This is a genomic window from Streptomyces sp. NPDC002889 (genome assembly GCF_042888425.1).
Taxonomy (GTDB): Bacteria; Actinomycetota; Actinomycetes; order Streptomycetales; family Streptomycetaceae; genus Streptomyces.
Genome location: NZ_JBIAPT010000002.1, coordinates 26,044 through 45,900, shown reverse-complemented (window position 1 = coordinate 45,900; position 19,857 = coordinate 26,044). Strand labels below are relative to the sequence as shown.

20 protein-coding genes and 2 pseudogenes are annotated in these 19,857 nt (G+C 70.2%); 11 read left to right on the top strand and 11 right to left on the bottom strand.

The features are described 5' to 3' along the window. Window positions 1–50: 50 nt before the first annotated feature. Window positions 51–605 carry a hypothetical protein gene (locus ACFYWI_RS03010; RefSeq protein WP_389225195.1) on the top strand — a complete coding sequence of 185 codons (555 nt, stop codon included), beginning with the start codon at window positions 51–53 and terminating at the stop codon, window positions 603–605. A 47-nt stretch (window positions 606–652) separates the two neighbouring features. On the opposite strand, the gene ACFYWI_RS03005 is transcribed toward ACFYWI_RS03010, so the two are convergent. From ACFYWI_RS03005 to ACFYWI_RS02990, 4 genes are all read right to left on the bottom strand, one after another. Next, window positions 653–934, bottom strand: a complete 282-nt coding sequence (locus ACFYWI_RS03005) for a hypothetical protein (RefSeq protein ID WP_389224534.1) — start codon at window positions 932–934, stop codon at window positions 653–655. A gap of 375 nt (window positions 935–1,309) precedes the next feature. Beyond that, window positions 1,310–2,149: a glycosyltransferase family 2 protein gene (locus ACFYWI_RS03000; protein WP_389225193.1), complete on the bottom strand. Its 840-nt coding sequence runs from the start codon at window positions 2,147–2,149 to the stop codon at window positions 1,310–1,312. A gap of 234 nt (window positions 2,150–2,383) precedes the next feature. Further along, on the bottom strand, window positions 2,384–3,154 hold the full coding sequence (locus ACFYWI_RS02995; RefSeq protein ID WP_389224532.1) for an SDR family oxidoreductase: 771 nt from the start codon (window positions 3,152–3,154) through the stop codon (window positions 2,384–2,386). A 160-nt stretch (window positions 3,155–3,314) separates the two neighbouring features. Next, the gene (locus ACFYWI_RS02990) at window positions 3,315–3,896 is read right to left on the bottom strand and encodes a TIGR03086 family metal-binding protein (protein WP_389224530.1); all 582 of its coding nucleotides are present in this window, start codon (window positions 3,894–3,896) and stop codon (window positions 3,315–3,317) included. Window positions 3,897–3,958: 62 nt separating this feature from the next. Between ACFYWI_RS02990 and ACFYWI_RS02985 the strand changes: the two genes are divergently transcribed. The 4 genes and pseudogenes from ACFYWI_RS02985 to ACFYWI_RS02970 form a co-directional block, all read left to right on the top strand. After that, on the top strand, window positions 3,959–4,813 hold the full coding sequence (locus tag ACFYWI_RS02985) for a DUF6597 domain-containing transcriptional factor (RefSeq protein WP_389224528.1): 855 nt from the start codon (window positions 3,959–3,961) through the stop codon (window positions 4,811–4,813). Between the two features lie 84 nt (window positions 4,814–4,897). After that, window positions 4,898–5,446: a GNAT family N-acetyltransferase gene (locus ACFYWI_RS02980; RefSeq protein ID WP_389224526.1), complete on the top strand. Its 549-nt coding sequence runs from the start codon at window positions 4,898–4,900 to the stop codon at window positions 5,444–5,446. Window positions 5,447–5,587: 141 nt separating this feature from the next. Next, window positions 5,588–6,313 (top strand): Mut7-C RNAse domain-containing protein, encoded by a 726-nt coding sequence (locus tag ACFYWI_RS02975; protein WP_389224524.1) that lies wholly within the window; start codon window positions 5,588–5,590, stop codon window positions 6,311–6,313. Window positions 6,314–6,495: 182 nt separating this feature from the next. Continuing rightward, window positions 6,496–7,085: pseudogene (locus ACFYWI_RS02970) on the top strand (FAD-dependent monooxygenase); the annotation flags it as partial. A gap of 21 nt (window positions 7,086–7,106) precedes the next feature. Here ACFYWI_RS02970 and ACFYWI_RS02965 read toward each other — a convergent pair. After that, complete coding sequence (locus ACFYWI_RS02965) at window positions 7,107–7,613, bottom strand: hypothetical protein (RefSeq protein WP_389224522.1); 507 nt, start codon at window positions 7,611–7,613, stop codon at window positions 7,107–7,109. An 88-nt stretch (window positions 7,614–7,701) separates the two neighbouring features. On the opposite strand from ACFYWI_RS02965, the gene ACFYWI_RS02960 reads away from it, so the two are divergent. Both ACFYWI_RS02960 and ACFYWI_RS02955 read left to right on the top strand, forming a co-directional pair. Then, entirely contained in the window at window positions 7,702–8,052 is a 351-nt protein-coding gene (locus ACFYWI_RS02960; RefSeq protein WP_389224520.1) for a YnfA family protein, read from the top strand. Between the two features lie 147 nt (window positions 8,053–8,199). Beyond that, window positions 8,200–8,964, top strand: a complete 765-nt coding sequence (locus ACFYWI_RS02955; protein ID WP_389224518.1) for an SDR family NAD(P)-dependent oxidoreductase — start codon at window positions 8,200–8,202, stop codon at window positions 8,962–8,964. 68 nt (window positions 8,965–9,032) lie between these two features. Here the strand turns inward: ACFYWI_RS02955 and ACFYWI_RS02950 are convergent, their stop codons facing one another. Next, complete coding sequence (locus ACFYWI_RS02950) at window positions 9,033–9,704, bottom strand: DNA-binding response regulator (RefSeq protein WP_389224516.1); 672 nt, start codon at window positions 9,702–9,704, stop codon at window positions 9,033–9,035. A gap of 79 nt (window positions 9,705–9,783) precedes the next feature. On the opposite strand from ACFYWI_RS02950, the gene ACFYWI_RS02945 reads away from it, so the two are divergent. Further along, window positions 9,784–10,701: an oxidoreductase gene (locus tag ACFYWI_RS02945; protein WP_389224514.1), complete on the top strand. Its 918-nt coding sequence runs from the start codon at window positions 9,784–9,786 to the stop codon at window positions 10,699–10,701. A gap of 127 nt (window positions 10,702–10,828) precedes the next feature. On the opposite strand, the pseudogene ACFYWI_RS02940 reads toward ACFYWI_RS02945, so the two are convergent. The 3 genes and pseudogenes from ACFYWI_RS02940 to ACFYWI_RS02930 form a co-directional block, all read right to left on the bottom strand. After that, a pseudogene (locus ACFYWI_RS02940) lies at window positions 10,829–10,999 on the bottom strand (RtcB family protein); the annotation flags it as partial. 170 nt (window positions 11,000–11,169) lie between these two features. Next, complete coding sequence (locus ACFYWI_RS02935) at window positions 11,170–12,639, bottom strand: APC family permease (protein ID WP_389224512.1); 1,470 nt, start codon at window positions 12,637–12,639, stop codon at window positions 11,170–11,172. Window positions 12,640–13,001: 362 nt separating this feature from the next. After that, the gene (locus tag ACFYWI_RS02930; RefSeq protein ID WP_389224510.1) at window positions 13,002–14,195 is read right to left on the bottom strand and encodes an RtcB family protein; all 1,194 of its coding nucleotides are present in this window, start codon (window positions 14,193–14,195) and stop codon (window positions 13,002–13,004) included. A 216-nt stretch (window positions 14,196–14,411) separates the two neighbouring features. Between ACFYWI_RS02930 and ACFYWI_RS02925 the strand changes: the two genes are divergently transcribed. The 3 genes from ACFYWI_RS02925 (at window position 14,412) to ACFYWI_RS02915 (ending at window position 17,655) form a co-directional block, all read left to right on the top strand. Further along, on the top strand, window positions 14,412–15,293 hold the full coding sequence (locus tag ACFYWI_RS02925; RefSeq protein WP_389224508.1) for a DUF3558 domain-containing protein: 882 nt from the start codon (window positions 14,412–14,414) through the stop codon (window positions 15,291–15,293). Window positions 15,294–15,417: 124 nt separating this feature from the next. Next, complete coding sequence (locus tag ACFYWI_RS02920) at window positions 15,418–16,131, top strand: DUF3558 family protein (protein ID WP_389224506.1); 714 nt, start codon at window positions 15,418–15,420, stop codon at window positions 16,129–16,131. A gap of 204 nt (window positions 16,132–16,335) precedes the next feature. Then, the gene (locus ACFYWI_RS02915; protein ID WP_389224504.1) at window positions 16,336–17,655 is read left to right on the top strand and encodes a DUF2637 domain-containing protein; all 1,320 of its coding nucleotides are present in this window, start codon (window positions 16,336–16,338) and stop codon (window positions 17,653–17,655) included. Between the two features lie 12 nt (window positions 17,656–17,667). On the opposite strand, the gene ACFYWI_RS02910 is transcribed toward ACFYWI_RS02915, so the two are convergent. Together ACFYWI_RS02910 and lysS are read right to left on the bottom strand one after the other, a co-directional pair. After that, on the bottom strand, window positions 17,668–17,871 hold the full coding sequence (locus tag ACFYWI_RS02910) for a hypothetical protein (RefSeq protein WP_389224502.1): 204 nt from the start codon (window positions 17,869–17,871) through the stop codon (window positions 17,668–17,670). Between the two features lie 129 nt (window positions 17,872–18,000). Further along, window positions 18,001–19,737 (bottom strand): lysine--tRNA ligase, encoded by a 1,737-nt coding sequence (gene lysS / locus ACFYWI_RS02905; RefSeq protein WP_389224500.1) that lies wholly within the window; start codon window positions 19,735–19,737, stop codon window positions 18,001–18,003. Window positions 19,738–19,857 lie beyond the last annotated feature (120 nt).

The following is a 19,857-nucleotide window of genomic DNA, read 5'->3' as shown; positions in this document are numbered from 1 at the left end:
TCACGATGATCGGGTTGCGCGGCGGGGGCTGCGAGTGGTCGGGTGGAGATATGCATCGCGGTGGCGGACTGGGCGAGGGGACTGACGACCTGGGTCCTGAGCCTGCCCGACGGGGAAAACACCGGCGAGGCGAGGCGGATGAACCCACGGGAAGCAGGAGCGGCCGAGTGGGGGTGACCTACAAATACTTCGGCGCGCCCGACGGAGCCACTGCAGCACGGGTGCCTATTTCGATGCGCCCCGAGGAGCTCGGCGGCGACGAGCTCGGCATGGGCGGAATGTTCACCAAGATCAAGCCGGAGACCATAGCCGCCATGGTGCTCACCGGCATCCAGGGCATGCCGCTGTACAAGGTGCCGCCGCTGGAGCTGGTGGTCCTGCACCCCGACTATGCGGTGGTCAAGCTTCCGATGACCGTGGTCGACCCGCTGCGCGGCATCGGCGAGGAGTCGGTCGGCGCGGCGGCGTTCATCTGGTCGACGGTCCCGGACCGGGGTGGGCCGCGGGACGCGTTCAACGTCTACCAGCTGCTGCACGAGTGGCAGGACTTCTCGGTGCGCCTGCACGAGGCGGGGCATCAGCCTTTTTGCCTGGTGTGGCCCTGAGCTGGGGTTTCGCTGGTTTCGGGCGGGGTTTTCGGGCCCCGCCCTCGTCATGTGCCGGGACGGGCCGTCAGGCGGCCAGGGCACATTGGTTTCGTTGAGGGCACCCGTGTGCCCTCGGGAGTCCGCGTGTGCCCGTCCTCTTCGTTCTCGGCTTCCGTGAAGGCGTCATCGATCGCCTTGCGGGTGTGCGTCTCGCTGGACGGCAGCAGATGCGTGTTCGTCCGCAGGGTGAAGCCGGGGTCCGAGTGCCCGAGGTACTCGGAGAGCGCCTTGATGCTCTCCCCCGCGTCCAGGAGCACGGAGGCGTACGCGCGCCGGAGAGCGTGCATGCCGTCTTCCGGGGCCGCCTGGAGGTACCGCGCCGCGCTCGCGAGGAGGGATCACGCCGGCGGCGGCCAAGGCGCGCTTGCAGTCGCCCATGCTGAAGACGCTGGGAGCATGGCGAATCCGCCGAGCAGTCCCGCGAGGTAGGTGAACAGCACCGGTCGGTGGACGAACGTCTTCTATCGACCAGGGGGTCGTACGCCCTGAGTTGCCCCCGCCCGGCGCCCCTCCCCTGACCGCGAGGACCCGGCGGCCGGCTCCTGACCGCGAGGTTCCGGCCCGTCAGGACCGCGAGGACCCCGGGTCCGGCTCCTGATCCCGGTCCGGTCGGCCCCTGTCCCCGGCGTCGGGCCGGAGGTGCCCGAGGTGCCCGGGGAGTGTCAGACCACGGGTGGGCGGCCCAGCCGGGCCATCAGCCACACGGTGCTCCAGCGCATCGGACGGCGCTGACCGCAGGGCGTACGGACGCCTTCCGCGAACCCGCCGAACCAGGCGCGCAGCCCCGGCGCCGACCGGGTGCGGGCCAGTGTGAGCGCGGTCCAGGCGCCGAGGTACACGGGCACCAGCGGCGCGGGCAGATTCCGCTTCGCCAGCCAGACCCGGTTGCGCGCGGTCATCCGGTAGTAGACGCCGTGCCGGGTCGGCGCGGTGCGCGGGTGCTGGAGCACCAGCTCGGGCGCGTAGAGGATCTTCCAGCCGTCGTCCAGCGCACGCCAGGCGAGATCGGTCTCCTCGTGTGTGAAGAAGAAGTCCTCCGGCCAGCCGCCGACCCGTTCGAGCATCGGCATCGACAGGGCGTGCCCGCCGCCGAGGAACGTGGTGACCTGGCCGCCGCGCATCGGGTCGCCGGAGCCGATGCGCGGGATGTGACGGCGCTGCGTGAACCCGGTCTCGTCCGCGATCCGGAAGCTGACGATGCCGAGTGCGGGGTCGGCGGCGTACATGTCGGCGAGCCGGCTGAAGACGTCGTGCTCGATGAGCAGCCCGTCGTCGTCGAGGTCGACGAGAACGTCGACGTCGCCGAACTCCCGCAGCCGTTCGAGGGCCACGTTGCGGCCGCCGGACACCCCGAGGTTCTCCGGCAGCTCGACTCCCGTGACGTACGGGGGCAGTTCGGGAAGAGGCGCGCCGTTGGAGATGACGACGACCCGGGTCGCGGGGTGGTCCTGCGCGGCCACGGATTCGAGCAGGGCACGCAGTTCGGCGGGGCGCGTGCCCATGGTCAGTACGGCCACGCCCACACGAGCTCGGGTCGTCACGTCCACTCTCCATCGGTCGGCTGCTCGGCCGCCGGTTGCCCGGCGATCAGTGACCCGCGAGCTTAACGGTGTTCGTCCAGAGGATGTACGGCAGTGGGCCTGTCGGGGTTTCGTGCGACGTCGACGGCAGTGATCCGGTCCGTGTGGACGGTGACAGCGCCATCAAGAGGCCGCATCCCTCGGGAGCCGGGCCGGTCATCGGACGTCCGCCCGCCCCGCCGGGGTCTGCGCGCGGAGCCAGTCGTCGAAGCGCACCGTCCCACGGACATCCGGATGGTCCGAGGTCGCCACGCCCGAACGCAGGGCGCGGCCCAGGGCTCCCGGAAGAGGAAGGGGGAGGACCAGGGCCCGGCGGCCCGTGATCGCGCGCCAGCGGCGGGCGAGCACCCGCAGGTCCGCGGTCTCGGGGCCGGTCACCTCCACACGACCGCGACGCGGACCGCCCTCGACCGCGTCGGCGACCACGCGCGCCACCTCGGCGCATGCCACCGGCTGCAGCCGGGCCCTTGGAATCGGCAGCACGCGCGCCCTGCCCACCGCGGCGAAGCCCGCCGCCAGCAGTTCGTGGAACTGGGTGGCGCGCACCACCGTCCACGGCACCTGGCCGCTCTCCACCACACGTTCCTGTTGGGCCTTGGACCGGTGATAGCCCATCGGCACCCGGTCACAGCCGACGATCGACACACAGACGTGGTGGCCGACGCCCGAGGCCTCCTCGGCAGCGAGCAGTCGGCGCGAGCCCTCCACCAGAATCTGCTCGGCCTGCTTCGGCGACGGGCTGTTGCTCGCGTCGACGACGGTGTCGCAGCCTGCGAGCGCCTCGGCCAGCCCTTCCCCGGTCGTCAGGTCGACCCGGTACTCCGGTGAGTGCCGGCTGAGCACCCGTACCTCGTGCCCGCGCCCGCGAAGCTCGTCCGCGGTGTGCCGGCCCAGCGTTCCCGTTCCTCCAGCGATGGCGATTCTCATGCCCTCAGGACGACACAGCGCGCGGTGGTGTGACATCCGGACTCCGCCACACGTACCAGCCCGGCCCACAGCGCCTACGGTGTCCGCGGCTTCGGGCCGCGACCGGTCCGCCTTCGTCCGGCCGGCTCCCACGGCGTGGCGGGACCTGCGGAGCCGAGGTCTACGGCGTCTGCCAGTGCGGGTCGCGGCCGGTCAGCGCCAGCACCCGGTCGAACGCGGACGTCTCCTCGTCCTCCGGCAGGGGCACCGGCTCGTCGAACACGCCGCCCTCGCGGGCCTTCGGCGCCAGCTCGGCGAGCGTGGGGGCGATCTCGGCGACGACGACCGGGTCCGGCGTGAACTCCTGGCCGGTGGCGCGGGCCAGGTCCCAGGCGTGCACGGTCAGATCGCCCAGGATCATCGTGCCGACCGTCCTGGCCTGCAGTCCCATCTGCCCCGGGCTGCCCTCCTCGGCGCCCGGTGCCGCCCATGCCGTGACCAGGGCTGAGGTCTCCTCGGCGAACCGGGCCCGCCAGTCACCGCCGTCCTGGACGAAGTGCGGATCCACGGCGAAGTCGGGGTGCTCCTTGGCCGCCAGCGCCTGGAAGTTGATCACGACCTGGAGGAGGTGATCGATCAGCGCCCGGACGTCGTAGTCCGCGCACGGCGTCGGGTCGGCCAACTGGTCGTCGGTGATGCCCCGCACCACCGGCACGGCTCGCTCCGAAGCCGCTTCGAGCAGGTCACTGATGGTGTTCGTCATGCTTCGACGGTAGGGCGGCCGGAGCCATGCGTCTTGAACAAACGCGACATAGGATCCCCGGCATGGCAGGTCCGCGACGCGACACCCGGGGCATCGTCGAAGCCCGCGAGCTCCTCGCGCGCGTCCGCTTCCGCCGCCGCGAGCCCGACCCGCGGCTGCGTCCGTACCTTGAGCACTACTGGCTCATCGACTGGGACCTGACCGAGCCGTACGCCTCCCATGTGGTGCCCCACCCCTGCGTGAACATCGTTTTCCAGCAGTACGGCGACGAGCCGGCCTGGGCCGAGGTCGCTGGGATCGGCCTGAAGCTGTTCACACAGAAGCTGACGGGGCGCGGGCGGGTGTGCGGGGTGCAGTTCCGGCCCGGAGGATTCCGGCCGCTCGCGCCGGACCGGCCGGTGTCCGACTGGACCGGGCGACGGGTGCCGCTCGCGGAGGTCCTGCCGGGCACCGGGCAGGACACCGTGGACGCCGTTGTCGCACCGGAGCAGGAGGACGCGCGCGTCGCCGCCCTGGACTCGTTTCTGCTGGACCTGTCTCCGGAGGCCGATCCGCAGGCACGTGAGGCCATGGAACTGGTCGACCGGATCCGCTTCGACCGTTCGATCCGCCGCGTCGCCGAACTGGCCGCCGCAGAAGGGGTGTCGGCGCGCTCGTTGCAGCGTCTGTTCGCGGCGTACGTGGGCGTCGGCCCCAAGTGGGTGATCCTTCGCTACCGCATCCATGAGGCGCTGGAGCGCGCGGAGAACGCCGAGAACGCCGGGCATGCGGAGCACACCGAGGGCGAGGCCGCCGGGCTGGACTGGGCGGCACTGGCGGCGGAGCTCGGGTACAGCGACCAGGCCCATCTGGTACGGGACTTCACGGCGACGGTGGGCGTGCCTCCGACCGCTTATGCGCGCACAGCCGCTCCGTAGCTCCGCGTCGGTGGGTCCGGGTCGGCAGGTCCGGGTCGGTGGAGGAACCGTCCGTTGTCGGTGCCCCGTCCTACAGTGCGGGACATGGGTATCAACGGATCGACGGTACGGATCGAGCCCTGGTCCGAGGACGACTTCGACCTGCTCCGCTCGGCCAACGCTCCGGAACTGATGGATCACCTGGGCGGCCCGGAGACCGAGGAACAGCTGGTCACACGGCATCTGCGGTACGTCGACCTGAGCACGGACCGCACCGGCCGGGGCCGGATGTTCCGCATCGTCCTGGAGACCGGCGGGAACGCGGCCGGGGAAGGGGAGGGACAGGCCGCCGGTTCGGTCGGTTTCTGGGAGCAGACCTGGAACGGGGAGAGGGTGTACGAGACGGGCTGGAGCGTGCTGCCCGGCTTCCAGGGCAGGGGTATCGCCACCGCGGGTACGCTCGCCGTGATCGAGCAGGCGAGGGCCGCGCGCAAGCACCGCTTCCTGCACGCCTTCCCGTCCGTGGACAACACCCCGTCGAACGCGGTGTGCAAGAAGGCGGGCTTCACGCTGGTCGGCGAGTGCGAATTCGAGTACCCGCCCGGGCATCCGCTGCGGTCCAACGACTGGCGCCTCGACCTCGGCCCGTTCTGAGCCCGCCCCAGCCTGGCGGGAGCCCGTGCCCGCCGAGGGCAGGGCAAGCCCCTGGCGCGCACCGGCCGGGACACGGAGCAGGGTGGCCACGCAGCCGGAAACACCTGGCTCCCGGGACCCGCACGATGCCATGCTTACGCTGTGAACGGACCGGAGATCTCCCTCAGTGTCGCCCCCGAGCTGCGCCTTTTCGTCACCTCGGAGCGCCGCCAGGAACGTACGGCTGTGGTCACCGACGGTTCGTCCACGCTCGGCCATGTCGTCGAGTCGCTCGGAGTCCCGCTCACCGAGGCGGGCCGACTCCTGGTCGACGGCCGGCAGGTCCCCGTCTCGCACATCCCCCGCGCCGGCGAGCACGTCGAAGTGTGCGGCGTCGAGCGGCCGCAGCAGGTCCCCGGCGCTCCGCTGCGCTTCCTGCTCGACGTCCACCTCGGCACGCTGGCGCGCCGGCTACGGCTGCTCGGCGTCGACGCGGCGTACGAGAGCGCGGACATCGGCGACCCGGCGCTGGCCACGCTCTCGGCGACGGAGCAGCGGGTGCTGCTCTCGCGCGACCGGGGGCTGCTGCGCCGTCGCGAGATCTGGGCGGGCGCGTACATCTACAGCGACCGCCCCGAGGACCAATTGCGCGACGTACTGGAGCGGTTCGCCCCGGCCCTCGCGCCCTGGACCCGGTGCACCGCCTGCAACGGCCGGCTGACCGAGGCCGACAAGGATTCGGTCCAGGAGCAGCTTCAACAGGGCACACAGCGCTCGTACGACGTCTTCGCCCAGTGCACGGCATGCGAGCGCGTCTACTGGCGGGGGGCGCACCACGCCCGTCTGGAGGCCATCGTCGCGGACGCGCTGCGCACCGCCGGCTCCTGATGATCGGCGCGCGGGCACCGGAGCCGGCCGACCAGCAGACCGCCCGACGGGACAACGACGGACCGGTCCTCCTACGCGTCGAACGGGCCACCGCGCAGCGCTCGGCCTGTGTCGTGCTCAGCTCACCGTGCGCCGCGAACGGTGATCAGCGCGGTCCCGTCGTCGCTGCCATGGGCACCAGCCGCATCTTCCTCGCCGGGGACGCCGCCCATGTGCACTCCCCGGCCGGTGGCCAGGGCATGAACACAGTTCTCCAGGACGCCGCGAACCTCTCCTGAAAGCTCGCCGCCGTCGTCCAGGGCCGTGCGCCCGACCCCGAGGCCTGCTCGACAGCTACCAGTCGGAGCGCCACCCGGTCGGCACGATGGTGCTGCGGAGCAGTGGCGCCATCGTCCGTCTGGCCATGGCGCACACCCCCTTCCAGCGCGCTGTCCGGTCCCTGGCCTCCCACTTCGTGAACCGGATCCGCCCGGCCGCCACGAAGGTGATGGGCATGATCTCCGGCGTCGGCATCTCCTACGACGCCCCGCGCGGCTCCCACCGCCTTGCGGGCAAGCGGGCCCCCGACCTCCGGCTCGCCGAAGGCAGGCTCTACGAACTGCTGCGCGAAGGGCAGTTCGTGCTGGTGGCCCCGCCCGGAGGGGCTTCCGCTGCCCCGGCCTCACCCGGCCGCGTCATACGGGCGCACTGGACCACGGACCGGCGCACCGCGCTGCTGATCCGCCCCGACGGCTACATCGCCTGGGCGTCCGGTCGCAGTGAGGCCCGGTAGCGCCGATGTCGAGGCAGCGGCTCAGAAGACGTACGGGTCGCCGGTCGCGGGCACCAGGACCCGGTGCTCGTTGTTCTCGGGATTCAGGTCGCTCGCACCCCCGTTCCACGCGGTGTCGATCTGCACGAGGACCTCGGACGGAGTGCCCACGGTCCGCAGATCGAGCGAGACCTTGTGGCCGACCCCGCCCGCGCGCAACGGCCCTGTCGCACACAGCACCACGCGCTCCCCGGCCCGCAGACAGCCGGCCGGCAGCACCTGCGCACCGGCCGGCCGCTCCGGCAGGACCAGCCGTACGGTCGCGCTCTCGAGGCTGGAGGGACCATGATTCTGCGTCACCAGCAGGATCCCGAGCCGGCCGGCGGCCAGCGTGATCCGGCCGTGGTGGGCCACATCGGACTCCGGCGCGATCACCCGATCGTCCGTGTCACCGCCCGCTCCGACACCCGCACCGGCGTTCGCCGACGAGCCGACCATCAACACCACTGCCGCGGATCCCGCCAGCAGCACCTTGCGCATCACCCACATGAGCAGAAGATACCCATTACCCCGGATTGTCGCCGACTGCCCATCAGCTCCGGCGAGTCCCCCACCCGTTGCGTGCCAGGCTGTGCGCATGCTCATCGCCCGCTCCGTCGCCCTGTTCGTCCTCGCCGGCGTTCTCGAGATCGGCGGCGCATGGCTGGTCTGGCAGGGCGTTCGGGGAAACGACAGTGGCGGCGGACGCGGCTGGATCTGGATCGGCGCGGGGGTGATCGCCCTCGGGCTCTACGGCTTCGTGGCCACACTCCAGCCGCAGGGCGAGTTCGGCCGCATCCTCGCCGCGTACGGCGGAGTCTTCGTGGCCGGCTCGATCGCCTGGGGCATGGTCGCGGACGGCTACCGCCCCGACCGCTGGGATGTCATCGGGGCGCTGATCTGCCTCGCCGGTATGGCAGTGATCATGTACGTCCCGCGCGGCCGCTGACCCGCAGCGCCCTTGCCGTCCCCGTCGAGCACCGCCCACAAGCCTGCCGCTGCAGGCCGCCGGCCCTCGCATGAACGCGCACGGCAGACAGCCCGCCGTCCGACTTATCCTGGCCGGAGATCAATCACACGCGCGAGGAGCTACGCCATGACAGCCGCTGGGACCCCCGTCGCCGTCGTCACCGGAGCCAGCAGCGGCATCGGTGCGGCCACCGCACGGCAGCTGGCCGCCGCCGGTTTCCATGTCGTACTGACCGCACGTCGCAAGGACCGCATCGAGTCCGCCGCCGCCGAGCTCACCGCCGCGGGTCACCAGGCCACGGCGATCGCACTCGATGTCACCGACCGCCCGGCGGTCGACGCCTTCGCCGCGTCCCTGGACCGGGCCGACGTCCTGGTGAACAACGCGGGCGGGGCACTGGGCGCCGACCCCGTCGCCACCGGCGACCCCGCCGACTGGCGGCTGATGTACGAGACCAACGTCATCGGCACGCTCAATCTCACCCAGGCCCTGCTCCCCGCGCTCACCGCGAGCGGAGACGGCACGGTTGTGGTCCTGTCCTCCACCGCCGCCCTCTCCCCCTACGAGGGCGGTGGGGGTTATGTCGCCGCGAAGCACGGCGCCCATGTGCTGGCCGAGACCCTGCGTCTGGAGATCGTCGGCACGCCGGTCCGCGTGATCGAGATCGCGCCGGGCATGGTCAAGACCGAGGAATTCGCCACCACCCGCTTCCGCGGCGACACGGACCGTGCCGCCAAGGTCTACGAGGGCGTGGCCGAGCCGCTCACCGCCGACGACGTGGCCGACACGATCACCTGGGCGGTCACCCGGCCTTCCCACGTCAACATCGACCTTCTCGTGGTGCGGCCCCGCGCGCAGGCGTCCAACTCCAAGGTGCACCGCACGCCGTGAGGTAGGTCCGGCCTGCCGTCACCCGGCCGACTCCGGCGAACCCGCACACCGCCACCCGCGCCCCGGCGTCAGAGCCGGATGCCGAACTCCCGGGCCCGAAGCCCGGCTTGGAACCGTGAGGTGGCATCGAGCGCCGTCATCAGCTCCGCGACCCGCCTGCGATAGGTGCGCAGCGAGATGCCGAGCCGGCGCGCCGCCGTCTCGTCGGTGTACCCGGCGCCGAGCATCCGCAGGATCTCGCGGGCCTGCCCGCTCAGTGCGGGCGGCTGCGAGGAGCGCGTACGCCGGAACTCGGCCAGATCCGTTGCGGTCTCCCAGGCAGCGCCGAACAACGACCTGATGCCGTCGACAACCTCCGGGGAGCGCACCACGGAATAGGTCCGTACCCCAGCTGCGTGCACCCCGGCGAGGATCGCGACCCGCCCGTCGATGACGATCGCCTCGCGGGCGAGGGGCGCGGTGGAGATCCGCACGTGGGCACCGGACTCGGCGATCCTGACCAGCCGGCGCTCTGCCTCGTCGTCGGCCAGAGCCTGCGGGGTGTAGATCTTGCGCATGGCCAGGCCCGTCACCAGAGACGGTCGGTAGCCCTCGGCAAAGGCGGCGTTCACCCCGGCCGAGAAGGTCACGAGATCCGCTGCTGCGCACAGGAACTCCCGCTGCGCCGAGCCGAACAGGTGCCCGGCCCGGGCTACGAGTTCCGCCTCGCCCCGCAGGGTCACGATCTGATCAGTTGTCATGGTGCGCCCAGTGTCGGTCCAGGTGGCAGGAAGGTGCCAGGCACCCGCCGCCCCGGCAGGCGCCCCGCAAGATCTTGGCATGCCGACGAACGAGACCAGTCTCCCCACCGCAACGACCGCCTCCGACGCATCCGAACCGCACGCCGCCCACGCCGGACACTGGAACCTCGGCGGTGACCTGACGGTCGCCAGGATGGGCTTCGGTGCCATGCGGCTGCCCGCCCCCGACTGGGACGGCCCGGCAGGCGACCCCGACCGGGCAGTCGCCGTCCTTCGGCGGGCGGTCGAGCTGGGTGTGAACCACATCGACACCGCGGCCTTCTACTTCTACCAGGACATCTCGGCCAACGCCCTGATCCGCACGGCCCTGCACCCCTACGCCGACGACCTGGTGATCGCCACCAAGGTCGGCCCCGACCGCACCCCGGACGGAGACTGGCTGCCGTCGGCCGGCCCGGCCGAGCTGAAAGCCGCCGTTCACCGCAACCTGCGCGAGCTGGGCCGGGAGCATCTCGACCTCGTCTACCTGCGCCGCCTGCGGGGAGACGGCCCGATCGCCGAGCGCTTCGGCGCACTCGCGGCCCTGCGCGAGCAGGGCCTCATCCGCCACGTCGGGATCAGCAACGCAGGAGCCGAGCATCTGGCGGAAGCCGAGCGGATCGCCCCCGTGGCCGCGGTGCAGAACCAGTTCGACCTGGTCAGCTGCCCCGGCTCCGCCATGGTCGACATCTGCGCCGCCAAGGGCATCGCCTTCGTCCCGTACTTCCCGCTCGGCGGCCTGGGCGTGGCGCAGACCGTGCGCCTCCGGCACATCGCCGACCGCCACGCGACCACACCGGTCCAGGTGATGCTGGCAGGGCTCCTCGCGCGCTCGCCGGCCATGCTGCTGATTCCCGGCACCTCCTCCCCGGCCCACCTCGAGGAGAACGTGACGGCCGGCGCGCTCAGCCTTGACGCCGAGGATCTCGCCGAACTGGACTCGCTCGGCCGGGAATGAGCCCATCGGCGACCAGCACGGCCTGCCGTGCGTGGCCTCGCCCTTCGAACAGGGCGATCGCGACCGGCGCCACCGCGCGGCACCGCTCCTGCGCGCCGGGCAACGGCACCGACCACGGGCGGGCGACGGCCGAGGAGTTGAACGACGCCTCGTTCCCCGGCCCCTTCACGATGTACGAACCCGTGCCCATCGAGCCCGGGATGATCCCGAAGTCGCCGCTGCCCGCGCGGATCGCACCCTTGCGGGTGACCAGCAGGTCCACGCCCTCGTACCGCTCCTGCGCCACATAGTTGTGGTGGCTGCGACTACGTGCACATCACGGCGGCTTCACTGCGGCGTACTCGTTCGCCGCAGTGAAGCCGCAGCCGCACTCCCCGACAGCCCCGTGACCCTCGAAGCACTGTGCGGGCAGCCAACCGCGTAGAAGTCATCGGTGAAGTGTCAGCTTGGTGGCCACACGGTCACCTCTCAGTCAAGGCTCACACCTTCGGGCTCGGTCTCCAGCGCTTGGCGGTCGAATTTCAGCATGACGAGGAAGAACAGCCCGCCCGCGAGGAGCAAGCCGACCACGATCACGACGGAAACGAGCGCCTCCCCGGGTGCCACCAGTACAAACAGCGCGACGAGCGTCCACACCAGCGCGCAGATCGCGACCGGCAGCTCGAAGCGCCCGAGGTCGAACGCGCCCTTCTTGCGATCCAATCGGCCGCGCACCGCCAAGTAGAGGACGATCGTCGAGCCGTAGATGATCGCCGGAAGGATCGTCGATGCCGTGATCAGCTCCAGCAGTGCGGCACCCGGCAGCGCGACCATCAGGATGACCCCCAGGACGAAGATCAGGATCGTCGCCGGGATCGGCGTATGCGTGCGCGGGTTGACCCGCCGCATCAGCCGGTGGGCAGGGAAGCGTGAGTCGCGCGACATCGCGAAAACAAGCCGCGCGCACGCGACCATCACCACGAGCCCGGCGCCGAAGAACGCGAACGTGATCGCGACCAGCAGCGTCCTCTCCATCACCGGACCGAGGTGAACGCGCATGATCGCCGCGACCGGTGAGCCGTTGGCGCTGATCCGGGGGATATCGTCGATCGCGACGGTGAGCGTGATCAGAAACAGCATTCCCAGGAGCCCGGCCGCCACGACCGATCCCACGATCGCGCGTGGGACGGTGCGATAGGGATCCTTGGCCTCCTCAGCCAGGTTCGCCGCGGAGTCGAAGCCGACGAGCGTAGCGAGGCCCATGATCATCGCGAGCATCAACCCGCCACCAACGGCGAAATAGTCGGGGGCGTTCTCGGTGACACCGCGCGACGTGAGGTTGCCGGCCGCGCCGTCGCCCGTGATCACCACAGCGATGGTGAGTGCGATCGCCACCAACACGACGAGCGCCACTTCGAGCCCCACCGCTGCCGTGTTGATCACGCTGACGATGCGCGTGGAGGCCACTGCGAGCACGGTCTGGATGAGCAGTACCACAAGCGTGATCAGACGCGCAGTACCCTCGTCCGGCTCGATGCCGACGAGCGGCATGAATGCCTGGCTCGCAAGCGCGTTGTCGATCGCCACCACGGCGATCGCCAGGTAGCAGAAGGTCAGCCAACCGAACCCCCAGCCGATCTTCGGGTTGGCCAGCCGCGAGGCCCATTGGTAGGAGGAGCCGCTGAGCGGGATGCGGGCCGCGAACTGCGCGACCACCAACGCCACCAGGGTCTGCCCTACCGCCGCGATTACCCAGAGCCAAATCCCGACCGGCCCCGCGGTCAGCAACACTTCGTCGTATGTCGCGAAGATGCCGACCGCCACCGAGATGAACGCGAACGAGATCGCGAACACCTGAAAGGAGCCGAGCGTCCGTTTCAGCTCCTGCTGGTAGCCCCCGAGCTCGACGGAAGTCTCGCTGTCCTGCGCACCCGTCGAAGCTTTCGCCACCTCAGCCACCACACCTTCCATCGAGGCCGTCGGCCGCCCACACCCATGCGGATTTCACGGCCAGCGCCATATCCTCATCGGCCGTGTCGCGCATTTCTGGATACGACACGCTTGCGAGAATTGCGCACACGTGAGATCGGTCTGTACGAAGCCCTCGGACCCGGCCGCGACATCCTGCTGCAGTTCGTGGTCGAGGTGGCTCTCTCGACCAGCTCCGGCGGGCATCCTCGGCATTGTCCAGGGCATCGGCGCTGCTGGTCGCAGCACTTCGCCCCGTCGAGCAGATGCTCGACGGGGCGAAGCAGGCCCCGAATTGACCAACAGCGTCGGATACGGTCCGGGGGCTCACCGATGACGTCACGTGCTGGACGCTAGCCCTTGACGCAGATGACCTGCTTGAGCTTCGCGACGACCTCGACCAGGTCGCGCTGCTGCTCGATGACCTTCTCGATCGGCTTGTACGCACCCGGGATCTCGTCTACGACGCCGGAGTCCTTGCGGCACTCCACACCCCGCGTCTGCTCCTCCAGATCCTTGGTCGAGAAGCGCCGCTTGGCCGCGTTGCGGCTCATCTTGCGACCCGCCCCGTGCGAGGCCGAGTTGAACGACGCCTCGTTCCCCAGCCCCTTCACGATGTACGAACCCGTGCCCATCGAGCCCGGGATGATCCCGAAGTCGCCGCTGCCCGCGCGGATCGCACCCTTGCGGGTGACCAGCAGGTCCATGCCCTCGTACCGCTCCTCCGCCACATAGTTGTGGTGGCAGGAGATCACCGGCTCGAAGGTCACCTCCGCCTTCCTGAACTCCTTGCGGACCACGTCCTGGAAGAGCGCCATCATGACCGCGCGGTTGTACCTGGCGTACTCCTGCGCCCAGAACAGGTCGTTGCGGTACGCCGCCATCTGCGGCGTGTCCGCGATGAAGACCGCGAGGTCGCGGTCGACCAGGCCCTGGTTGTGCGGAAGCTTCTGCGCCTCGCCGATGTGGTGATCGGCGAGTTCCTTGCCGATGTTCCGGGACCCGGAGTGCAGCATCAGCCATACCGAACCCTCCGTATCGAGACAGAACTCCACGAAGTGATTTCCGGCTCCGAGCGAACCCATCTGCTTCGTCGCCCGCTCCTGACGGAACTTGACCGCATCGGCCACCCCGTCGAAACGCCCCCAGAAGTCGTCCCAGCCGCCCGCCCGGAATCCGTACAGACGGCTCGGGTCCACCATCTCGTCGTGCATCCCGCGTCCCACCGGGATCGCCTGCTCGATCTTGGAGCGCAGCCGGGAGAGGTCACCGGGGAGGTCGTTCGCGGTCAGCGACGTCTTCACCGCCGACATACCGCAGCCGATGTCCACGCCGACCGCCGCCGGGCACACCGCCCCGTGCATCGCGATCACCGAGCCCACCGTCGCGCCCTTGCCGTAGTGAACGTCCGGCATGACGGCGAGGCCCTTGATCCAGGGCAGCGTGGCCACGTTCCGCAGCTGCTGCATCGCGACACCCTCGACCGTCGCGGGGTCCGCCCACATCCGGATGGGGACCTTGGCGCCCGGTACCTCTACGTACGACATAACTACTCAATTCCCCCGGAAAGACAGAAAACGCAATAGCCCTGCCAATCTCCGCGAAGTACTCAGCGGACCGGCATCCACAGCGGTGCGTGCGATAGACATTGTGTCCACCGGCCGCCTTCGGGCGGCAACCGCTTTTCCCCGCGGCGCACGCCCCGCACCCGCCGCGGACCGAGCGGACACACGACGCACTTGCAACAGAACGGAGCCTGTGACGTGCAACGAAAGGCGTACGTACCCGGCCTGGCGGCGGCACTGCTCGCGGCGCTCGTCACCGGCTGCACCACCGGCACCGACACCGACGGCTCCGTGGTCGACTCCAAGGCCGGCGGCGCCACGACTTCCGCCGCGCCCCCCGGCAAGTACCGCACGCTCCCCGAGCCCTGCGGTTCCGTGGAGCCGTCCACCCTCAAGAACCTGCTGCCCGGCGTCGTCACGCTGCCCGAGGAGCAGCAGCAACAGGTGCTGCGCGGCGATGCCGCCGTCACCTACGACACCGATCGCCGGGTCGCGTGCAGCTGGAAGGGTGAGTCCCCGGACGCCTCGCACCAGCTCCAGGTGGACTTCGAGCGCGTGGTCTCCTACGACCCCGCCATCAGCGACGACGACCGCGCGGTCGAGGTCTTCGGGACGAAGCAGGCGTCCGCCTCCGTGCCTCTCGCGGCCGAGCCCGGAAAGACCGGAAAGCCCCAAGAGTCCGAAGGATCCGAAAAGGGGCAGGAGTCCCCGGCCTCCGACTCGAGCGTCGTCCCGGGCGCCACCCCGAGCGCCCCCACCACGCCCCCGCAGTCCGGCGGCCCGAAGTCGGGCGGCCCGGACAGCACCCCGACCGCCTCCCCTTCCGGAAGCGCCGAGGGGCTCGAGCCGCGCGTCCTCGACGGGCTCGGCGACGACGCCTTCCTCGACGACGTTCTCGGCCGGGCCGGATCAACCGCCCAGCGCCGCACCGTGAGCGTGGTCTTCCGCACATCGAACGTGATCGTCACCATCGTGTACATCGAGCAGCCGGCGCGTACGACCGAGGTCCCCGACAGCAAGGAACTGCAGGAAAAGGCGCGGAGTCTGGCCGGCGGCCTGGCGGAGCAGTTCAACACCTGAGGCCGTGTTCCACCGGTCCGGTCCCCCGGCCCGGTTGTCCACAGGCAGCCCGCAAAAGGGTCTTCTGCGCGTACGGTGGCCTCGCCGACCGGACGAAACCCGCCCCAGATCGACTGAAGGAACCATGCACCGTTCAGCCTCGCGACTCACCCGCATACTCGCCTGCGCCGCCGTCCCGGTGATGCTCGTCGTCGCCGGTTGCTCATCGGACTCCGACAGCAAGGACGGCTCGAATTCCCCCGCCGCCTCATCCCCCGAGGCGAAGAAGTCCCCGACGGTCGCGCCCGCGAAGTTCACCAAGCTGCCGGACCCCTGTGACTCGATCGCGAGGAAGACGATCGAGAGCCTGGTCCCGGCCGCGAAGTCGAAGTCGGGCACGGCCGGCAAGTCCTCGGACATCGCCAGCCGCGGCAGCTGCTCCTGGAACGGCCTGGACGACAACGGCGTCAAGGGCTCCCAGTACCGCTGGCTCGATGTCTCCTTCCTGCGCTACGACTCCGACGCGTCCCTCGCCCTCACCGGCGATCAGCGCGCCACGGAGCAGTACGGCAAGGAGATAGCCAAGGCGAAGGCGACCGAGGGCGCCAAGGAAGTGAAGACGGCTCCGGCGCCCGGTATCGGCGACGAGGCGACCGCGGTCACCTACAAGCTGAGGAAGACCGGCGAGGACTTCGGCTACGCCACGATCGTGGCCCGCACCGAGAACGGCGTGGTCGTACTCACCTACAACGGCACCGGCTACGCGGGCGCGAAGAACCCCTCCATCGCCGACCTGACGAAGGACGCGCTCAAGGCGGGCAAGGAGGCGGTGGCCTCCGTCGCCACCGCCAACAAGTAGGCACCTGCGACAAGCGCACGGGCAAGCCGGTCCCGGTCCCGGCCTGTTGGTACGGCCCGTCCTGTCCCGTCCCGCCTTCCCGGAGGTCCGGCCTTCCCGGAGGTCCGGCCTCCCGGGAGGCGGCCCGGAGGGACAGGCTCCGCAGGCATGTGCCACGCTGTGCGCGCTGGATTCGAGCACGGGAGGGGGCCGCGGGTGGCCGCGATGCAGCTGACACGCACGCACCGAATACTGATCGGCGTCGTTGTCGCGGGAGCGTTGATCATCGCCGCGATCGGCTTCGCCGGTTCGTACTCCGCCGTGCGCGAACTCGCGGAGAAGAAGGGCTTCGGCGACTTCTCCGTCGTCTTCCCCATCGGCATCGACGCCGGCATCTGCGTGCTGCTGGCGCTGGACCTGCTGCTGACATGGATGCGGATCCCGTTCCCGCTGCTGCGTCAGACAGCCTGGATGCTGACCTTCGCGACGATCGCGTTCAACGGCGCGGCCGCCTGGCCCGACCCGCTCGGCGTCGGTATGCACGCCGTGATCCCGGTCCTGTTCGTCGTCTCTGTCGAGGCTGCCCGGCACGCGGTCGGCCGAATAGCCGACATCACCGCCGACAAGCACATGGAGGGCGTGCGCCTCACCCGCTGGCTGCTGTCCCCCATCCCCACGTTCAAGCTGTGGCGCCGCATGAAGCTGTGGGAGCTGCGCAGCTACGAGCAGGTCATCAAGCTCGAGCAGGACCGGCTGATCTACCAGGCCCGCCTCCAGGCACGCTTCGGCCGGGCCTGGAGGCGCAAGGCCCCGGTGGAGGCGCTGATGCCGCTGCGGCTGGCCAAGTACGGCGTTCCGCTGGCCGAGACCGCGGCTGCGGGCCTGGCGGCCGCGGGCGTCGACCCCGTACTGCTTCCGCCCGCCCCGGTGCCCCCGCAGCCGTCGCAGCCCGAGCTCCCTCGCGCCACCCAGCAGCCGCGGGAGCGCATGGAGGATCGGGCCGGGGAACAGGCGCAGGACCAGATCGAGCAGTACGTGGGCCCCGGCGCCCACGAGAGCCCCTGGTTCGCGGCCCCGCAGGTTGTGCAGGAGGCGTACGAGGGTGCTTTCGGCCCGGCGTACGCCGAGGGCCTGGAGCCCGCCCCCTACACCGAGGGCCTGGATCCCGCCGCGTACGCCGAGGGCCTGGATCCCGTCCCCGTTCCGGCAGGTCCCGGCCGCACCCGCCCGCTCGGCCCCGGCTTCGTCCCCGGTCCTCGTGCTGAGCCCGAGCCGTACCCGGCCCAGGAGCAGTACGAGGAGCCGCAGCCCGAGCCCGCCCCGGACTTCACCGCCGAGGACAAGGAGTTCGCGGAGCTCGCGTATCCGGTCTTCCGGACGTTCGTCGAGGAGAACAACGACTGGCCGAGCGCCGACCAGCTCGACATACACCTCGCCGACCGCCACGGCGTCCGCCACCCCCGCAGCGCCACCCTGCTGCGCAGACTGCTGCCCGACTTCAAGAACCGCTACCAGGCGGACCTGGAAGCCGAGCACATCGCCTGAGGTCACGACGGCTCATCGCACCGCGCGCTTCTTCGCCGTCTCGCCGTACACGGCGATGACCAGACCGACCACGGCGATCACCGCGTAGCCCGCCGTCGGTATCTCCCACCACTTGTGGAGCAGGCCCCATGGGCCTTCTCCGAACGTCCTTCCGGCGACCCCGAGCGTGCCCTGCACGCCGACGACCCAGCCGATGACAGCCACGATCTCCTTCATGGCTCCACGGTCTCCCGGCCGGTCCCCGCGTTCGTCCTGCTCCGGACCGAACCGCAGGTCGTCCGAAGGATGCAGAAAGGGGTGGAGGGCCCCCACCCGAGCGGTGAGAGCCCTCCGTTGCACTGAAACCTACGCGGCGAGCAGCTTGCGCACCCGGTCCGCCCCTACCGCCAGCAGCAGCGTCGGCAGCCGCGGCCCGGTCTCCCGGCTCACCAGCAGCCGGTACAGCAGCGCGAAGAACGACCGCTGGGCCACCTTCAGCTCCGGCGTCGGCTTGGCGTCCGGCTCCAGGCCCGCCATCACCTTCGGCACGCCGTAGACCAGCGTCGTCAGCCCGTCCAGGGACCAGTGCGTGTCAAGGCCTTCCAGCAGCAGCCGCAGCGACTCGCGCGCCTGGTCGTCCAGCGACCCCAGCAGCTCGGTGTCGGGCTCGTCGCGCACCAGGGTGCGCTGGTCCGCCGGAACCTGGGTGCTGATCCAGTTCTCCGCGCGGTCCAGCCGCGGCCTGACCTCTTCCAGCGAGGTCAGGGGGTTCGCCGGGTCCAGATCGCTCAGGATCCGGATCGTCTGCTCGTCGTGCCCGGCCGTGATGTCCACGACCGAGGCGAGCGTGCGGTACGCCAGCGGCCGCGGCGTGCGCGGGAGCTCACCGGCGGCGGTGCGCACCGCGCGGGAGTACGCGGCGGCGTCGGCCGGCAGCACGGACTGGTCCAGGACCTTGGACTCGAGCTTGTCCCACTCGTCGTACAGCCGCTGGATCTCCTGGTCGAAGGCGATCTTGAAGGACTGGTTCGGCTTGCGGCGCGCGTACAGCCAGCGCAGCAGCGGCGCCTCCATGATCTTCAGCGCATCGGCCGGTGTCGGCACGCCGCCGCGCGACGACGACATCTTGGCCATGCCGCTGATGCCCACGAACGCGTACATCGGGCCGATCGGCTGTACGCCGTCGAACACCTCGCGCACGATCTGCCCGCCGACGACGAAGGACGATCCGGGCGACGAGTGGTCGACACCGCTCGGCTCGAAGATCACGCCCTCGTACGCCCAGCGCATGGGCCAGTCGACCTTCCAGACCAGCTTGCCGCGGTTGAACTCGCTCAGCCGCACGGTCTCGCCGAAGCCGCACGCCGTGCAGGTGTACACGAGCTCGGTGGTCTCGTCGTCGTACGAGACGACGGTGGTGAGGTCCTTCTCGCACTGCCCGCAGTACGGCTTGTACGGGAAGTAGCCGGCCGAGCCGCCGCTGCCGTCGTCCTCGCTCGCCGCTCCGGAACCCTCGGCGGCCTCCAACTCGGCTTCCTCGACCGGCTTCTGCGACTTCTTCGCGCCGGGCTTCTGCTTGGTGCGGTACTGGTCGAGGATGGCGTCGATCTTCGACCGGTGCTTCATCGCGTGCAGGATCTGCTCGCGGTAGGCACCCGCCGTGTACTGCTCGGTCTGGCTGATGCCGTCGTACTCGACGCCGAGCTCGGCCAGCGACGCGGTCATCGCGGACTTGAAGTGCTCGGCCCAGTTCGCATACGGCGACCCGGCCGGTGCGGGCACCGATGTCAGCGGCTTGCCGATGTGTTCGGCCCAGGACCCGTCGACGCCCTCGACCCCGGCCGGCACCTTGCGGTAGCGGTCGTAGTCGTCCCACGAGATCAGATGACGGACCTCGTACCCGCGCCGGCGGACCTCGTCGGCGACCAGGTGCGGGGTCATGACCTCACGGAGGTTGCCCAGGTGAATCGGGCCGGAGGGGGACAGTCCGGAGGCGACGACGACCGGTTTGCCAGGCGCACGTCGCTCCGACTCGGCGATGACCTCGTCCGCGAAACGGGAGACCCAGTCGGTCTCGGTGCTGCTCTGAGCCACGGTCGGCACGTCCTTGAATGCTCGGGTATTGATTCTGTCGATAGCTGGCGCAAGCCATTCTCCCAGACGAAAACCCGGGAGAAAGAGGTTGCTCGCCCATGGGACACTTGACAACCGAAATAGTCGCGG

Bases quoted from the DNA above. Each gene is read 5' to 3' on its own strand.
- ACFYWI_RS03010 (WP_389225195.1), top strand. From the start codon at position 51: ATGCATCGCGGTGGCGGACTGGGCGAGGGGACTGACGACCTGGGTCCT.
- ACFYWI_RS03005 (WP_389224534.1), bottom strand. From the start codon at position 934: ATGCACGCTCTCCGGCGCGCGTACGCCTCCGTGCTCCTGGACGCGGGG.
- ACFYWI_RS03000 (WP_389225193.1), bottom strand. From the start codon at position 2,149: ATGGGCACGCGCCCCGCCGAACTGCGTGCCCTGCTCGAATCCGTGGCC.
- ACFYWI_RS02995 (WP_389224532.1), bottom strand. From the start codon at position 3,154: ATGAGAATCGCCATCGCTGGAGGAACGGGAACGCTGGGCCGGCACACC.
- ACFYWI_RS02990 (WP_389224530.1), bottom strand. From the start codon at position 3,896: ATGACGAACACCATCAGTGACCTGCTCGAAGCGGCTTCGGAGCGAGCC.
- ACFYWI_RS02985 (WP_389224528.1), top strand. From the start codon at position 3,959: ATGGCAGGTCCGCGACGCGACACCCGGGGCATCGTCGAAGCCCGCGAG.
- ACFYWI_RS02980 (WP_389224526.1), top strand. From the start codon at position 4,898: ATGGGTATCAACGGATCGACGGTACGGATCGAGCCCTGGTCCGAGGAC.
- ACFYWI_RS02965 (WP_389224522.1), bottom strand. From the start codon at position 7,613: ATGTGGGTGATGCGCAAGGTGCTGCTGGCGGGATCCGCGGCAGTGGTG.
- ACFYWI_RS02960 (WP_389224520.1), top strand. From the start codon at position 7,702: ATGCTCATCGCCCGCTCCGTCGCCCTGTTCGTCCTCGCCGGCGTTCTC.
- ACFYWI_RS02955 (WP_389224518.1), top strand. From the start codon at position 8,200: ATGACAGCCGCTGGGACCCCCGTCGCCGTCGTCACCGGAGCCAGCAGC.
- ACFYWI_RS02950 (WP_389224516.1), bottom strand. From the start codon at position 9,704: ATGACAACTGATCAGATCGTGACCCTGCGGGGCGAGGCGGAACTCGTA.
- ACFYWI_RS02945 (WP_389224514.1), top strand. From the start codon at position 9,784: ATGCCGACGAACGAGACCAGTCTCCCCACCGCAACGACCGCCTCCGAC.
- ACFYWI_RS02930 (WP_389224510.1), bottom strand. From the start codon at position 14,195: ATGTCGTACGTAGAGGTACCGGGCGCCAAGGTCCCCATCCGGATGTGG.
- ACFYWI_RS02920 (WP_389224506.1), top strand. From the start codon at position 15,418: ATGCACCGTTCAGCCTCGCGACTCACCCGCATACTCGCCTGCGCCGCC.
- ACFYWI_RS02915 (WP_389224504.1), top strand. From the start codon at position 16,336: ATGCAGCTGACACGCACGCACCGAATACTGATCGGCGTCGTTGTCGCG.
- ACFYWI_RS02910 (WP_389224502.1), bottom strand. From the start codon at position 17,871: ATGAAGGAGATCGTGGCTGTCATCGGCTGGGTCGTCGGCGTGCAGGGC.